Source organism: Streptomyces sp. NPDC048420, from assembly GCF_040651535.1.
Lineage (GTDB): Bacteria > Actinomycetota > Actinomycetes > Streptomycetales > Streptomycetaceae > Streptomyces.
In genome coordinates, this window is sequence record NZ_JBEZKG010000013.1 from 1 (window position 1) to 15,388 (window position 15,388).

The window sequence follows — 15,388 nt, forward strand, 5'->3', positions numbered from 1 at the left end:
CGTTCCTGGGCTCGACACCACAGGAACTACTCGAGGTCCCGCCCCATGACCAGGTACTTGACACCCAGCCCGAACTGCTAAGGCAACGGCGTTGCACTTGGCGGGACGCCATCGTCGGTGGCGTGGCGGTCGGTGCACAGGTCGTTCGCGCACGACGGGTCGTGCCGGTTCAGCCGTGGAGTGTCGGCGATGCGTCAGAGCCTGGAGAAGCAGGCCGTCTCCGAGGCACTCTCCGCTCGCCAACCGGCTGTCCAGCGGACACTCGCCGACCGCGATCGCCGCGGGCGCGCCTCAGATGCCGGCGCGAGCACTCCAACCTGCACCGCCCCAAGCGCTGCAGCCGCCGCCTGCGACGGGTCTTCTGCATGTCCGCGCCGGTACACACACGGCGGCGCTGAGCGGGTCGGTACGGCCCTCGACGAGGCCCATGGAATGGGGCCGACCGTGCCAGGTGGCGCGTGACCGTGGCAGCCACGTTCCGGAAGCGCTCCGCCAGGGAGAGGCGGCGGTTCCAGGAGTGGCCGGAACCGCCTCCGACTCACGAGCCGGTTGAGGCCGGGACCGGGTCGAGGTGAGTTCGGAACCACGACAGCGCCGCGCCGCTGGATTCCTCGAAGTGCACCTTGTAGGCGTCGAAGTGCCCGCCGGGCAGCAGCACCAGCTCCTTCGGGGCCAACGCCCGCTCGAAGGCGGCCAGCTGGATGTCGGCCGGGACCACCGTCTCACCCGTCTCGACGATCATCATGAGCGGCTTGGGCGAGACCCGGGCGATCCATACGCCCGGCTCGTACAGCCGCGCGGCCCGGCTGGAGCGCAGCGTCACCGTGTTGTTCTCGCGGCCCGGGGGAACCAGGTCGTGGTAGAAGCGCACGGCGTCCGGGCTGTTGTACAGGGCGGGGTCGGCCGGATCGTCGCCGATGGAGGTCTGGTACTGCAGTTCGCCGCCGGCGGCCAGGGCGCGTTCGTGGTCGGCCTGGGCGAGCTCGAAGGCGGCGATGCGCTCCGGCGGGACCTTGCGCTGCCACTGCTCGAATCCGCTGATGGTGGGCACCTGCGACACCACGCTCTTGATCCGGACGTCGGTCGCCCCGAGCACGATCGCATGACCGCCCGAGAAGCTCGAGCCCCACACCCCGATGCGGTCCGCGTCGACCTCCGGCCGGGCCTCCAGGAAGCTGATCGCACGGCGCCAGTCCGCGATCTGACGCCACGGGTCGACGTCGTTGCGGGGCTCGCCGTCGCTCGCGCCGAACGTGCGGTGATCGTGGACGAGCACCACGAACCCGGCGTCGGCGAACTTGCGCGCGTACGGGTCGAGGCCCATCTCCCGGTTGGCGCCGAATCCGTGCGCCATCGTGATCGCGGGGCGTTCACCCTCTGCGTCCGGCAGGTAGAGCCAGCCGCGCAGAGTCACGCCCCCGTCCGCCGTGAACTCTACGTCGATGCGTTCTGTCATGATCATTCGCCTTCCGTGAAGTTGAAGTACTCGGCGGGGATGAGGCCGGCCGCGGTCAGGGCTGCCCCGACCTTCGCGTTGATCTGCACCACGGCGCCGAGGGGGCGGTGGTGGATGGCGATCTCCGTGATGAGCCCTTCGTCATCACGCGTGAGGATCGTGATCCCCTTCATCTCGAAGCCGCCGAACGCGGTGGCCTCCCACTCCAGATACGTGCGCGGCCCGTCCTGCACCTTCCGGACGAACTCGAGCCGTTCGTACACGGAGCTCACCCCGGCCATGAGGGCCTCGACCTGCTCCTTGCGCTCCAGGGGCTTGGCGAGCGCGCTGGCCTCCATCCGCACGTTCGGCGAGAGGGCGGCCGCGAAGGAGTCCTGGGTGCGCTGCTCGAACGCACTCGTCCAGGCCTTGGCCGGGCGGCCGTCGGCGGAGTCCGACGCGGTTCCCTCGACGACCGCCGTGATGACGGCGGCGACGGCTGCCGGGTTCTCGACGTGCGCCCAGTGACCCACGCCGGCGATCGTCTGCGAGGCGGCGCCGGGGAAGCGGGGCGTGACATACGCGGAGACGACCCCTTCCGTGACGAAGGGGTCGTTCTCGCCGCGCAGGACGGTGACGCTTCCGTGGAACTTGCTGGGCTGCTGTCCGTCCGGGTGGCCGTTGTTCCATGCCGTCGCCGTGTCGGAGATCGTCGACGGGTCGACGTGCAGCGTCACTTGGGCGAGCCGGTCATTCTCCTCGGCCGGGAACGCGGTGGCGAGAGCGCCGCGGAAGGCACGCTGCGCGTCGAGTCCGAGATCCGGTGCCTGGAAGGGGGCGATCTGCTCCGGGGGCAGGTGAGTGCCCGCGAGCGGGATCGGATTGACCAGGACGAGCGAGCGCACCTGGTCGGCCAGGCGGGCGGCGACGAGCTCGGCGATCTGGCTTCCCATGCTGTGGCCGACGAGCACGACAGGGCCCTCCGTCTTGCGCACGACGGTCTCGAGGTCGTCGGCCCAGCGGACGAGCGTGAACGGCCCCTGATCTGAGGCGCGCGCACCCATGCCGGCGAGTTCGAACGCGATCGAGGGGATCGACCGCTCGTCGAGGACGGTGCGGACGCTGTTCCAGATGGCGCCGTCGTCCAGGTATCCGTGGACGAGCACCGCGGTCGGCGCCTGCGTCGCTGGGCTGTTCATCTCGTGTCTCCTTTGACGGATCGCTCTCTTGCGGCGACGAATCGGAGCCAGTGGCTCTCGAGATTCCTGGCCGACGCGAGCTCTATGACGTAAGCATAGGGTCTATGCTTGCGTCAATGTCATCGCTCCGTGAGCGACGGAACGAGGACCGGGCCTTCCGGCTCCCTCCACGTTCCGGCCGGAGTGGAAGCGACCGCCCGAAAATCCGAGGAGTCCACCAATGACGTCGAACGCCTTGACCTACGCCGTGCACATCGCGGACGGCATGCCGACCACCAACGCCGACGTCCCGCCCGATCAGACCGAGCGTGCATGGTCGCCGACGTCGAGCATCCTCATCTCGAACGAGCAAGAGGCGCTGCTGGTGGATCCGCTCTTCACGATCGCCCAGTCGGAGGGCCTGCTGCGGTGGCTCGGCGAGCGTGACGCCCCGGTGACGAGCGTGTACGTCACGCACGGCCACGGCGACCACTGGTTCGGTCTCGGAGCCGTTCTGCAGCAGTACCCCGGTGCACGGGCCGTCGCGCTGCCCGAGGTCGTCGAGGACATGGCCTACCAGTCCTCGCCCGAGGTCCTCAAGGCGGTCTGGCGCGCCTGGTTCCCCGAGCAGATCCCTGAGCGACTCGTACTCGCCGAACCGCTGGAGGACGAGGTCCTGACCGTGGGCGGGGCGGAGGTCCGCCCGGTCCGCCTGGGACACACCGACAGCGACAACACCACCTGCCTGCACGTTCCCGATCTGGGGCTGGTCGTCGCGGGCGACGTGATCTACAACAACGTGCACCTCATGCTCGCGGCATCGGACGCGGACGGGCGGGCCGAGTGGTTGAGGGCTCTCGACACGGCCGAGGCGTTGGCGCCGACCGCGATCGTCGCGGGGCACAAGGACCCGACTGCCGATGACGATCCCCGTCACATCGAGGAGACCCGCCGGTACATCCTTGATTTCAACAGCGGGGTGCGCAGCAGCGGCAGCACCCTCGAACTCTACGAGTACATGCTGGAGCGTCACCCGTCGCGCATCAATCCCGGTGCGCTGTGGGGCTCCTGCCGGGCAGCGAAGGGCTGAGCAGGCGGCCGCGTCGGTCGGGCGGCCCGCGGTGCGTTACGCGCGCGCGGCCGCCCGGCGCTGCCGCGAGGCCCGCAGGTTCACGGCGTTACCGCAGATGCGCACGTCATGCCAGACGCCGTTGTTGGGGTTGGTGCCGTCGTAGAACGCAACCGAGCAGACCCGGTTGCGGCACATTTTCAGACGACGCCAGGTACCGGTCAGTTGGGCGTTCGTGATCTCGTTGAGCACGGCCGCGACGACCCACCCGGCGTCCTTGCCGCGCGGCGCCACCGAGAAGACGCCATCGGCGTCGATCCGCACCTCGAGCGCGCCGCTCACTCCCTTCGACGCGGATCGGACCGGAGCGTCGCGCACCGCCCCCGACACCGTCATCTGCAGCGATGCGCGTAGCTGCTGTAGCCGCACCAGCCCCGGTTCGTCGACCTCGATCGCCGGCGCCGCCGCCCCGGTACGCCGGCTCCATTCCTCCAGCGCGCCGGAGAGCCACGACGTCGCGGAATCCGGCGTCGAGAGCAGATCCTCGAGCGCGGGCTTGCCGGCGGCGCGGGTGTTCAGGACGTCCTGGACGAGGACGAGCGGTCCGGTGGCGATGCGGTCGGTGTAGCGTTCGCTCGCGAGTTCAGACATAGGCATAGCTTATTAGCTCCAGTCCTCATTGGCGAGGAGAACGGGATCACCGCCGGAAAGACCCTAACGGCGATGCCGTTCGTTGGACGCGCCGGAGAGTGTGCGGCACCGCGCGGTGAGCCAGAACTGTGCCTGCCTGGATCTCACATGAGGAGCAGGACGCGTTCGTGGCGCGCAGCCGTATCGCCTGGCCGCCCGAGCCTGGACGGACGGCACCTTCGACCGGGAGATCGTCCGGGTCGACGGCGAACCTCTCGCCGGCATCGCCGCCCGCACGGCGTTCGCCGCCCCGCAGCCGTGCCAACGACGCTGAGCGAAGCCTTCGCCGCGCTTCGCGCGTCCGGAGGGTGCGTCATCGGTCGTGCGGCCCACGTACTCGCCCGCCGGGGTGGCGGCATCGCAGTCGTGGCCGGCTGCATCGCCGTGGGGCCGAGGTCTCGCTGTCGTGCGCGAGAGGCGCAGAGCGGCGAGCTGCGGTCCCTGCGTACGGCTCTCTCGTTCCTACCCTGCTCTCGGGACTTCCAGTGGGCGCAGAGCTGCCGCGGTGCCTCGCTCCCGGCCGGGCGGGCCGACCACCGGTGCTCACGGTCGGGCTCGAGCCGGTGTCCGCAGCGGTGGGCACAGGGACCGGCACGTGCCCTGTCCCGTGCTCATCAGCAGGACAGGTGTTCCGGTGCCATGCCCAACCAGCGGGCGATGCCCTGCCTGCCCTCGTGTCCGACCACCAGGATCCGGCTGTCGGGCTTCCGGGTCACCCAGCCCTCGGCCAGGAACGCGGACAGGATGGCCGCCCCGACCCGGCCCGCGAGGTGGTGCTTGTCGCTCGTCCAGTCCACGCAGTGGCGGACCGCGGCCGACGATCCTTCGATGTCGTGGATCTCCAGGGCGCCGAGCATCTCGTGACCGGTCAGGGTGACCCGGTACGCCGTGGGGCCTCTGCCCGTCCGGGTGATCGCGCCTCGGTCGAGTAACCCCTCCATGACCGTGACGCCCAGGTCGCCCGCCGCGTGGTCGTAGCACGTGCGGGCGGCCTTCAAGGAACAGGAACGGCGGTGGGAACGCAGCGAGTTCGGCCGGAACGGCGGCGACAGCCGGGCCAGGCACTCCAGCGCGGTGGCCACGTCGGCGGAGGCGAGGCTGTAGTAGCGATGGCGTCCTTCACTGCGGACGGTGAGCAGGTCCCCGTCGACGAGCCGGGCGAGATGGGCGCTCGTCGTGGACTGGGCGACCCCGGCCTCGGCCGCCAGCTCCGACATCGCCAAGGACCGCCGGTCCAGGAGGGACAGCAGGATCCGGGCTCTCGTCGGATCAGCCATCAGGGCGGCCGGATCCACGAAGTTGGCGTCGCCGGCGAAATCACGCACGCGCTCCACTCCTCGGTCTCTGCCGTGAGCGGCTGAACGGGACAGGTAACCGCCCGGAAACCGCTCGTACTTCAAGGTGTTACTCGGTCTGAGACCGGTTACCACCGTGTGGTGGGGCCACGCAGAAGCTGGAAGCGGTTTCCGATTCTTGAGGAGGACTTGGGGCGGCGTTTGCGGCCCTTTGCTCCCTCGATACCCTCCGAATCAGCTTGCCGCAGCGTCCTGGCGGGGGACGGTCAGCACCGTCAGCAGCGCGGCCGCCGCCCACAGCAGTGCGCAGAGCAGCCCCACCCGGTGGAGACCGGTGAGGAAGCTTCCGTGCGCGGCCGGGTCGCCGACGAGTGAGCCGAGCACCGCGATCCCCAGGGCCCCGGCGGCCTGCCGGGCGGTGTTGTTGACCCCGGAGGACAGACCCGGCCGGTCGTCGGGACCGGCACGCAGCGCCGCCGCCACGACCGCCGCGGTGAGCAGTCCCATTCCGGCGCCCAGGCCCACGAGAACCGGAACCAGGGCCAGGTAGCCGCTGTCGGGGGACACCGCAAGCAGGCAGAGTGCGCCCGCCACGCCGAGCAGCAGTCCCGCGAGCATCGGCGGACGCGGCCCGAAGCGGGCCACCAGGCGCCCGGTGAGGGGCGCGCCGGCCGCGAGCGGCACGAACAGCGGCAGCATCATGAGACCGGCCTGGAAGGCGCCGTGTCCCTGGACCCCCTGGAGGTACAGGGTCACCACGAACACCGTGCCGATACCGGTGAAGTTCATCGCCGCGGCCACGGCGTTGGCGCCGGAGAACGCGCGGCGGCGGAACAGCTCCAGCGGCACCATCGGGGCCGTCGCGACCCGTTCCCGCCAGACGAATCCCGCCAGCAGGGCGACCGAGAGCGTTGCCGCCACCACGACGGCCGTGGTGGAGACGTCGCCGCCCGCCGCGACCGCGCAGTACACGATGCCGCCGAGAGCCGCGGCGGCGAGCGCGGCCCCGGGCAGGTCCATCCGGTGCTCCGGCCTGCCGTCACCGCCCGGCACGAGCCGCAGGGTGACCAGGGCGGCCACCGCCACCAGCGGGACGTTCAGCCAGAAGACCGACCGCCAGCCGGCGGCGGTCACCAGGAACCCGCCGAGCAACGGCCCGGCCGGCAGCGCGAGAGCCGACACCCCGGCCCAGATGCCCAGCGCGCGGGCCTGTTCCGCGCGTTCCGGGAAGGTGCGCTGGACGACGGCGAGGGTGCCGGGCAGCAGCAGTGCCGCGCCGACGCCCTGGAGCGCGCGAGCGCCGATCAGAGCGCCGGCGGCGGGGGACAGGGCGCAGAGCATGGAGGCCAGCCCGAACAGCCCGAGCCCGGCGACGACCACCCGCCGGTGTCCCCAGCGGTCCCCGAGGGCGCCGCCGGCCAGCAGGAACGCGGCGAGCGTCACGCTGTAGGCGTCGACCACCCACTGGAGCCCGGACAGCCCGCCGCCCAGGTCGTGGCCGATGCTCGGCAGAGCCACGTTGACGACGGTCACGTCGAGTTGCACGAGGAACATGCCGACGCACATCACGAGCAGCACCATGGTGCGCCGCACGCCCTCGGTCGCCCGGGAGCGGCTCAGATGTCCCTGGTCAGGTGCGGAGGACGTTGTCTTCATGGTCTCCATCGTTACTCCGATGTGTTTCGGTGCGCAGCGAAGCGTGCCCGCGCGCCGGGGCGGGCAGGCACTGCGGCCCGGGACGCGGAGGGTGCCGCGTCCCGGGCCGCGTGGTGATCGCGTCAGGCCATTCCGGACAGCAGGGCGGCGCGCAGCGTCACCCCTCGTCCGACTCCGTCGAAGTAGTGCGTGTTCGACAACTCGTCTGTCTCCGGAGGGAGTTCGGGGCCGCGGGGTCCCGTGTGCGTGACCGGTACGTCCGCCCCCACGGTGCGCAGCAGCCGGGAACTGAGGACGAACCGTTCGTCGAGTGCCGTACCGCGGCCGTGGTCGCGTACCGCGCCCTGATGGAAGTCGGACAGCTCGAACGGGATCGCGCACACCGCGTCGGCGAGTCGCAGCAGCTCCTCGCTGGTCTCCACGTGACGGCGGGACAGCCCGCTCTCGTCGATGAGCTCCGCCACGTCCTGGGGCAGCGTCGCCCCGTCGGGGGTGAGGAACACCAGCCCCGCGGCGCCTAGGGCGCTCAGCGCGTACACCAGTGAGCGGGCCACCCGGCAGCCCGGATCACCGAGGTAGCCGAAGGTCACGCCACGGAGTGTCCCCAACTCCCGCTGGATGGTCCACAGATCGAGCATCACCTGGGTGGGGTGCTCCCGGTCGCCGGTGCCTGCGCTGATCACCGGCACCGGACTGACCTGGAGAGCCTGTTCGGCCGCCGAGTCGTCGGTGTGCCGCAGGACCAGTACGTCGACGTAGGAGCCGAGCACTCGTACGGTGTCGTCCAACGACTCCCGGTAGAAGTCCCCGGCGCGGGTGGTCGTGACGTCGGCGAAGCCGATGGCGGCGCCGCCGATCCGGTGCGCTGCGGCCTCGAAACTGAGCCGGGTGCGGGTGCTGTTCTGGTAGAACGCGGTGCCCACGAGGAGCCCGGGCGCCATCCGCGAGACGACGTCCCGGGGTTGTGACTCCAGCCAGGTCGCACGGTCGAAGAGGGTCTCGTAGTCGGCCTCCGTCCACTCGGCCAGACTGGCCGCGTGCCGCGGGGGCGAGGTCAGCGTCTTCACCACCACTCGCCCTCCACCGTCTTCATGGTCCACTTCTGGGTGTCGATCATGGAGTACCCCGGGGTGACCGGCAGCGGGACGGTCCCCGGCAGTTGGTCGAGGCCGGTGATCGCCTGGCCGAGCCGGGAGGCGAGCATGCCCTGGGCGAGCGGCGGGGTGCCGGCGAAGATCGGGCATTCCTGCTTGTGGACGAACCACTCGTCGAGCATCTCCCGACTCGGGTAGTCGGGCATCTCCGGTATGAAACGGCTGATGAGTTGACGCGCGTTCTTCTCGTTCATCGGCTCGTTCTGCGGTACGCCGAAGTACTCCTCGGCCGTCATCGAGTCCTTCGTCCACTTGAAGAAGAACGTACGGTGGCCGAAGACCGGCGTCAGCATCATGAACCGGCACTGTTCGGAGCGCCGGAACGCCTGGTGGAGGGTGTAGCGGGCGTCGATCTCGTACAGCTCGATCTTGTCGAGCACGTAGTCGCAGCCCTCGAAGAACTCGTCGACGGTCTTCTCGTGAATGCCCTCGGGGAAGACGTCGATGTTCACGTCGCGCGTGGTGTCGTAGACGAGTTCGGCGACCGCCTCGGCCTTGTTGCGGCCGACGTTGCCGATGGTCGCGCCGAACTGCCGGTTGATGTTGGACACTTCGAAGGTGTCCGGGTCCGCCACCTTCAGGTTCCGTACGCCCATGCGGACGAGCCGTTCGGCGGTGGCACCTCCGATACCGCCCACGCCGGCCACCCCGATCGTCGCGTCGCGCAGCCTGAGTTGACGCTCACGCTGCTCCTCCTCGGTGTCGCCGAGCCAGCCGAGGTTCCGTTTGACCCGTTCCCAGTAGTAGTTCTCGTCGGTCCGTTCGGCGACCAGACGCTGACGGTCCGCCATGACATCCTCCTGGTTCGTTGTGGACGTCGGGGCGGCACCTCACGGCAAGGTGCGTGCCCCGTGCACGTTTTCCACGCTAGGAGTCAGCGGCTTCGGCACGGCCCGAAGTGTCATGGGTGTGTGGTGGTGAGCCAGCCGTACAGCGGGGCCCACGGCGCGGCCTCCAGGGGCGCACCACCGTCGAGCCTTCCGGCACCTTCTGCTCCAGGGCGCCGATCTTGCGTCGTCGCCGCGTACGGAGACGAAGAAGGGGTTCTCGCCCGGCCTCCGACCTGCGCACGTTCGGGCCACTCGCCGCCGGCCGGCCGCCGCTCGCCGGCCACCTCATCGCCACCGCCCCGGCCCCTGTGACACCTGCCCGCGCCCGACGGCCGCTGCCTCGGAGCACCGGACCGGTCAAGGATCTCCGCGCTCGGCTCACCGTGACGAAACGGGCCCGGCCCGATTTCGCTACAAGTTCCGAAATTATTCAGGGCGAGGACCGCCACCTGGCCGAAACACGCGGTTCATAGCGTCAGCGGCACGGCCCCCACACCAAGCCACCGCCCCCGCCCACCCCCCGTGAGGCACCTCGTGTGACAGGAGTCCCCCGTGCCCGATCCCTCCCGCCGCACCGCCCTGCGGCTGACCGCCGCGCTGGCACTCGGCGCCGCCCTGCCCCTGGCCGGCTGCGGGCGCCAGGACGACGCGGCCGCCGCTTCCGGTGTCAAGAAGGTCGACGCGTCCCCCGCCACCGGCACCGTGAACGTCTGGGCCGCCCAGGGCGACGCCGACGTGCTCGGCACGGTCGTCAAGCCGTTCAAGGCCGCCAACCCCGACCTGGTCGTCAAGACCACGCTGATCCCGAACGCCGAGTACTACACCAAGCTCCAGGCGGCCATCGCTGCGGGCAAGGGACCGGACGTCGCCCAGTTCTTCCCCGAGTCGCAGGCACAGTTCCTCGACTCGTCGACCCTGCAGCCGGTGCCGGACGGACTGGTCGATCCGGACAGCTTCTTCAAGAGCCTGTGGGCCGCCGGGGTGGTGGACGACGTGGCGTACACCGTCCCCTGGTACGCGTACACATACGCGCTCGTCTACCGATCGGATCTGGCCAAGAAGGCGGGCGTCGAGGCACCGGCCGCCTGGTCCGACATGGAGCCCTTCCTCAAGGCGCTCCAGGGCGCCGGCGCGGCCCGCGGACTCGGCGCCGACATCGGGTGGGACATCTTCAACGGCCAGGACGTCGCCATGTACGCCTGGCAGGCCGGCGGCTCGCTCGTCGGCGACGACGGCAAGTGGAACCTGAACACGCCCCAGATGGTCGACGCCCTCAAGTACAACGCGGCCTTCTTCACCGCCGGGACCGCCGACACCGCCGGGCCGACCTTCCTCGACGCACAGCCTTACTTCGTCTCCGGCAAGACGGCGAGCATGATCACCGGACCCTGGGTGATCGGCCAGCTCGACACCGCCGCCAAGAAGACCGGCTGGACGGCCTCCCATGTCGCCACCGCCCCGCTGCCCGCCGGAGCATCTAGCAGCGTCTCCTTCTCCGCGGGCGGCACCTGGGGCGTCCTCGCCGGCAGCGGCAACACGGACGCCGCCTGGAAGCTCGTGCGGTATCTGGCCAAACCGAGCACCCAGGTCGCGCAGTACAAGGCGTACAGCTCGCTGCCCGCCGTCATCTCCGCCTGGGACGACCCGGCCATCAAGGGCCAGCCGCTCCTGGACGCCTTCTTCACCCAGCTGACGAACACCCGTGCGTTCCCGCAGGTCAGCACCTGGCAGCAGGTCGCGACCCGGCTGGGCAAGGAGATGGAGGCCGTCGCCAAGGGCAAGCAGACCGCGGCGAAGGCGGCCGCGAACATCCAGGCGTACGCCGAGAGCGTCGGCACCGGTACGAAGTGATGGCCACGACTCTCGTCAGGCCGCCGCGGGAGACCGCGGCGGCCCCGAAAGCGGCCTCGCCCAGGAGGTCCCGGGCCCGGCGTACGGCCGTCGCCTGGCTCTTCCTCACCCCCTTCGCCCTCGTCTTCCTGGTCTACACGGCCATCCCCACCGTCTCCGCGCTCGCCCTGAGCCTCACCGACATCCGCGGCGCCGACCTGCGCACCCCGTTCGCCGTCGACTTCACCGGCGTCGACAACTACCTCCGGCTGTTCCAGGACGACACCTTCGTACGGGACATCCTGAACACCGCCCTCTTCGTGGCCGTCGGCGTACCGCTGACCACGGGCGTCGGCTTCACGCTCGCCCTCGCGCTGAACTCCGGCGTCCGTCGGCTGCGCGGGGTCCTGCGGACCGTCTTCTTCGCACCCGTCGTCACCAACGTCGTGGCCGTCGCACTGATCTGGCAGTACGCCTTCCACATCGACGGCACCGTCAACAAGCTGCTCGGCGCGGTCGGTTTCGCCGGACCGAACTGGCTGGACGACCCGAACCTGGCCATGCCGGTCGTCATCCTGCTCGGCGTCTGGCGCAACTTCGGCATCGCGATGGTGCTGTTCCTCGCCGGACTCCAGGCTGTCCCGCAGGACGTGTACGAGGCCGCCGCCCTCGACGGGGCCGGCCGCTGGCGCCAACTCCGGCACATCACACTGCCGTTGCTGCTGCCCACCACGCTGATGGTCTCCGTCCTTCTGACCGTCTTCTACCTCCAGGTCTTCGACGAGCCCTACCTCCTCACCGGCGGCGGCCCGCTCGGCTCCACCGAGTCGGTCGCCCTGTACACCTACCGGCAGTTCGGGGCGGGCGAGTTCGGGATGTCCTCGGCGGCTTCCTTCGTGACGCTCGCGCTGGTGACCCTGGTGAGCGTCGTCCAGTTCCGGCTGCTGAGGTCCCGCACATGAGCCGAGTCTCCCGCCCCCTGCTGTACGCCGCCCTGCTGCTGTGCGCCCTGCTCACGACGCTGCCCTTCGCCTGGGGCGTGAGTGGCTCGCTGCGCAGCCTCGACGAGATCCGCTCCGACCCCGGCGCCCTGCTCCCGCACCACCTCACCTTCGGCAATTTCACGCGGCTGTTCGAGACCCAGGGCTTCGGGCGGTTCATGGTCAACAGCGTCGTCGTCGCGCTGATCGTGGTGGCCGGGAACATCGTGGCGGCCTCGGCGGCCGGATACGCCCTCGCCAAACTCGACTTCGCGGGCCGGAAGTTCGCCTTCGGTGCGGTCATGGCGGCGATGATGGTGCCGTTCACCGCGGTGTTCGTCACCCAGTTCGTGATCACCGTCGACCTCGGCCTCGCGGACACCCTCGCCGGAATCGCCCTGCCCAGTGCGGCACTTCCGCTGTCGGTGTTCATCATGCGCCAGTACGCCCTGTCGGTCCCCGACGAACTCCTCGAAGCGGCCCGCATCGACGGCGCGGGCGAGTTCCGGATCTTCTTCAGGGTCTTCCTGCCGCTGGCCGGACCCGCCGTCGCCACCATCACGATCATGTCGTTCCTCAACTCCTGGAACAACTTCATCTGGCCGCTGGTCGTCGCCCAGAGCATGTCCACCTACACCCTCCCGGTCGGCCTCGCCGCCACCAGCCAGGCCGCCGCCCACGTCACCGACTACGGCCTGCTGCTCGCCGGAGCGATCGTCGTGATGCTGCCGGTGCTCGTGCTCTTCCTCTTCCTGCAGCGGTACTTCGTGCAGGGCATCGCGGGGACGGGGCTGCGATGAGTACGACGGTCACGGTCCGGACCCCGGCGGGCACAGTCGTCGGGCGTCAACACCAGGGCGTACAACGGTTCTTGGGCATCCCGTACGCCGAAGCACCCACCGGCCCACGGAGGTTCGCGGCGCCGGTCCCACGCGGGCGCTTCACACAGCCGTACGACGCCACCCGCCCCGGCGCCACCGCGCAGCGCGTCCCGCTGTTCGCCACGACCACGATCCCGGAGCCGTCGGTACCCGGCGACGACGTGCTGAACCTCTCCGTCACGGCCCCCGAGGCGGACGGCTGCCCGGTGCTCGTGTGGATCCACGGCGGCGGGTTCCTCGCCGGGAGCCCGGCCAGCCCCTGGTACGACGGCCGAGCCTTCGCGCGCGACGGCGTGGTCACCGTCACCGTCGGCCACCGGCTCGGCGTCGACGGATTCGCCGTACTGGACGACGTCCCCACGAATCTCGGGCTGCGGGATGTGTTGCTGGCCCTCGACTGGGTGCGGGAGAACATCGCCGCGTTCGGAGGCGACCCGGACCGCGTCACCGTCGCCGGACAGTCGGCCGGGGGAGCTGCGGTGCTCGCGCTGCTGTCGTCGCCGGTGGGGCGGGGGCGGTTCCAGCGGGCGGTCAGTCTGTCCGGCGGTCTCTTCGAGGTGGACACGTCCGCGGTGCGCGGCTTCCTCGCACGGCTCGGCGAGCGACTGGGCGTGCCGCCCACACGGGTCGGATTCGCCGTCTGCGACCCGGAGTCGGTCCAGCAAGGTGTGCTCGACCTGAGGAGCGACGACGACGCACTCGTACTCGGCCCGGTGATCGGCGACGACATCCTGCCGGTGCCGCTCGCCGAGGGGCTGGCCGCGCACGCGCAGGACGTGCCACTGCTACTCGGCACGACGGGCGACGAGTTCGACGGCGAAGGCGAGCCGGAGAAGCGAGCCGGCGGCACCCGGATCACGGACACCCTGTTCCGCTCCGCCTGCCCCCGTGTCGCGGCCGCCCGGCGCAACGCCCCCGCCGGTACCTGGCTGTACTCCTTCGAATGGCCCTCCCCGACCCTCGGCGGCGCCGTCCACTGCGTCGACCTCCCCTTCTTCTTCGACCTTCTCGACGCACCGGGCGTCCCCGAGGCGCTCGGCCCGAACCCGCCCGCGGACCTGGCCACCCGGATGCACGCGGACCTGGTCGCCTTCGTCCACGGGGAGGCACCGGCCTGGGAGCGGGCGATCGGGCGGCTCGGCGATCCGGCCCGTGAGTACGGCCGACCGCTCGCCGCCGACACCCGGGGCGTCTACGACCCGGTGACGGGAGCGACGGCATGCTGACGGCGGGGATGAACCAGAGCGCCGTACGCCGGGTCAACACCTCGGTGATCCTGCGGGTGTTGGCGGTGTCGGCCGGACCGCGCAAACTCACCGAACTCGCCGGGCAGACCGGCCTGTCCCGTCGCACCATCGAGCTGATCCTGGAATCGCTCGTCGAGGCGGGCTGGGTCGCGGAACTGGACCGGGTGCCGATCAGCGGCTCGGCCGGACGCCCGGCCCGGCGCTACGAACTGCGCGCCGAACGCGCCCTGTTGGCCGCCGTACGCATCACCACCGTGGACGCCTCCGCGGTCGTCGCCGACGTACGCGGCCGCGTCCTGGGCCGGGCCCACCGACCGCTGCGGGCCTACAAGGACCCGCCCACCACGCTCGACGACGCAGCCGACCTGGTCCTTGAGGCCCTCGACGACGCCGGCGGCTCGGTGGACCGGCTCCGGGCCGGCGCGATCGCGGCCGGCGGTGCCATCGACGACGAAGGGGTCGTACGGCGCCTGGTGCACACCACGCGCTGGGAGGGCGTGCACCTGCCCGACGAACTCGGCCGGCGGATACCGGTGCCGTGGTTCGCGGACAACGACACCAACCTCGGTGCGCTGGCGGAGAGTTGGCGAGGCGTGGCCGGTGACCACGACAACGTCGTATGGGCGGTGCTGGGGAACCGGGCCGGCCTCGGCATCCTCATCCGAGGAGCCGTGCACCGCGGCCTCGACGGGGCCGCGGGCGAGATCGTCGAGGCGCCGTCGCTGTCGGTCGACTCGGTCGAGGACCGCCCGGTCGCCGGACTCACCTCACCGCTGCCCGCCCAACGCGCCCTGGCGCTCGCCCGGTTCGAGGCGGCCCGGGCCGGGGACGCGGCCGCTCTGGCCGAGGTCGACGAGTTGGTGGAGAACATCGCGTCGATCCTCACCACCCTGTCCTGGACGGTCGCCCCCTCGCTGATCGTCCTCGGCGGCGGCCTGGAGGACGCGGCCGACATGCTGTTGCCCCGGGTACGGACCGCGCTCCGGGACGCCCGTACCCCCGCGGTCGAACTGCGCGCGACCGCGCTCGGCCACGACGCCCCCCTCGTCGGCGCGGTGAAACTCGCCCTGGACCGCATGGACATCGAGCTGTTCGGCCCGCTCGTCCCGGTCGACTGACCCCCACAACCCAGGTACACGGAGC

At 70.6% G+C, this 15,388-nt stretch carries 13 protein-coding genes; 6 read left to right on the forward strand and 7 right to left on the reverse strand.

The window, feature by feature from the left end:
* Positions 1–538 precede the first annotated feature (538 nt).
* Both AB0D34_RS24810 and AB0D34_RS24815 read right to left on the reverse strand, forming a co-directional pair.
* The gene (locus tag AB0D34_RS24810; protein ID WP_362664849.1) at positions 539–1,456 is read right to left on the reverse strand and encodes an alpha/beta hydrolase; all 918 of its coding nucleotides are present in this window, start codon (positions 1,454–1,456) and stop codon (positions 539–541) included.
* Between the two features lie 2 nt (positions 1,457–1,458).
* Complete coding sequence (locus AB0D34_RS24815) at positions 1,459–2,634, reverse strand: alpha/beta hydrolase (protein WP_362664851.1); 1,176 nt, start codon at positions 2,632–2,634, stop codon at positions 1,459–1,461.
* Between the two features lie 220 nt (positions 2,635–2,854).
* Between AB0D34_RS24815 and AB0D34_RS24820 the strand changes: the two genes are divergently transcribed.
* Positions 2,855–3,703, forward strand: a complete 849-nt coding sequence (locus tag AB0D34_RS24820; protein WP_362664853.1) for an MBL fold metallo-hydrolase — start codon at positions 2,855–2,857, stop codon at positions 3,701–3,703.
* A gap of 36 nt (positions 3,704–3,739) precedes the next feature.
* Here AB0D34_RS24820 and AB0D34_RS24825 read toward each other — a convergent pair whose 3' ends face one another.
* The 5 genes from AB0D34_RS24825 to AB0D34_RS24845 all read right to left on the reverse strand — a co-directional run bounded on the left by AB0D34_RS24825 (position 3,740) and on the right by AB0D34_RS24845 (position 9,268).
* Positions 3,740–4,333, reverse strand: a complete 594-nt coding sequence (locus tag AB0D34_RS24825; RefSeq protein WP_362664855.1) for a CGNR zinc finger domain-containing protein — start codon at positions 4,331–4,333, stop codon at positions 3,740–3,742.
* A gap of 653 nt (positions 4,334–4,986) precedes the next feature.
* Entirely contained in the window at positions 4,987–5,697 is a 711-nt protein-coding gene (locus AB0D34_RS24830) for a winged helix-turn-helix domain-containing protein (protein WP_362664857.1), read from the reverse strand.
* Positions 5,698–5,901: 204 nt separating this feature from the next.
* A complete protein-coding gene (locus AB0D34_RS24835; protein ID WP_362664859.1) occupies positions 5,902–7,323 on the reverse strand; it encodes an MFS transporter in 1,422 nt (473 codons plus the stop codon).
* A 122-nt stretch (positions 7,324–7,445) separates the two neighbouring features.
* Entirely contained in the window at positions 7,446–8,393 is a 948-nt protein-coding gene (locus AB0D34_RS24840; protein ID WP_362664861.1) for a hypothetical protein, read from the reverse strand.
* Positions 8,387–9,268, reverse strand: a complete 882-nt coding sequence (locus tag AB0D34_RS24845) for a ThiF family adenylyltransferase (protein ID WP_362664863.1) — start codon at positions 9,266–9,268, stop codon at positions 8,387–8,389. Before AB0D34_RS24845 ends, AB0D34_RS24840 begins: the two co-directional genes overlap by 7 nt.
* A gap of 591 nt (positions 9,269–9,859) precedes the next feature.
* On the opposite strand from AB0D34_RS24845, the gene AB0D34_RS24850 reads away from it, so the two are divergent.
* From AB0D34_RS24850 to AB0D34_RS24870, 5 genes are read left to right on the forward strand one after another with little or no spacing between them, the layout of a single operon-like run.
* Positions 9,860–11,158 carry an extracellular solute-binding protein gene (locus tag AB0D34_RS24850; protein ID WP_362664865.1) on the forward strand — a complete coding sequence of 433 codons (1,299 nt, stop codon included), beginning with the start codon at positions 9,860–9,862 and terminating at the stop codon, positions 11,156–11,158.
* Entirely contained in the window at positions 11,158–12,099 is a 942-nt protein-coding gene (locus tag AB0D34_RS24855; RefSeq protein WP_362664867.1) for a sugar ABC transporter permease, read from the forward strand. Before AB0D34_RS24850 ends, AB0D34_RS24855 begins: the two co-directional genes overlap by 1 nt.
* Positions 12,096–12,917, forward strand: coding sequence for a carbohydrate ABC transporter permease (locus AB0D34_RS24860; protein ID WP_362664869.1), 822 nt, complete (start codon positions 12,096–12,098; stop codon positions 12,915–12,917). Before AB0D34_RS24855 ends, AB0D34_RS24860 begins: the two co-directional genes overlap by 4 nt.
* Positions 12,914–14,224 carry a carboxylesterase family protein gene (locus AB0D34_RS24865; protein ID WP_362664871.1) on the forward strand — a complete coding sequence of 437 codons (1,311 nt, stop codon included), beginning with the start codon at positions 12,914–12,916 and terminating at the stop codon, positions 14,222–14,224. The genes AB0D34_RS24860 and AB0D34_RS24865 overlap by 4 nt, the downstream gene beginning before the upstream one ends.
* Entirely contained in the window at positions 14,218–15,363 is a 1,146-nt protein-coding gene (locus AB0D34_RS24870; protein WP_362664873.1) for an ROK family protein, read from the forward strand. The genes AB0D34_RS24865 and AB0D34_RS24870 overlap by 7 nt, the downstream gene beginning before the upstream one ends.
* Positions 15,364–15,388 lie beyond the last annotated feature (25 nt).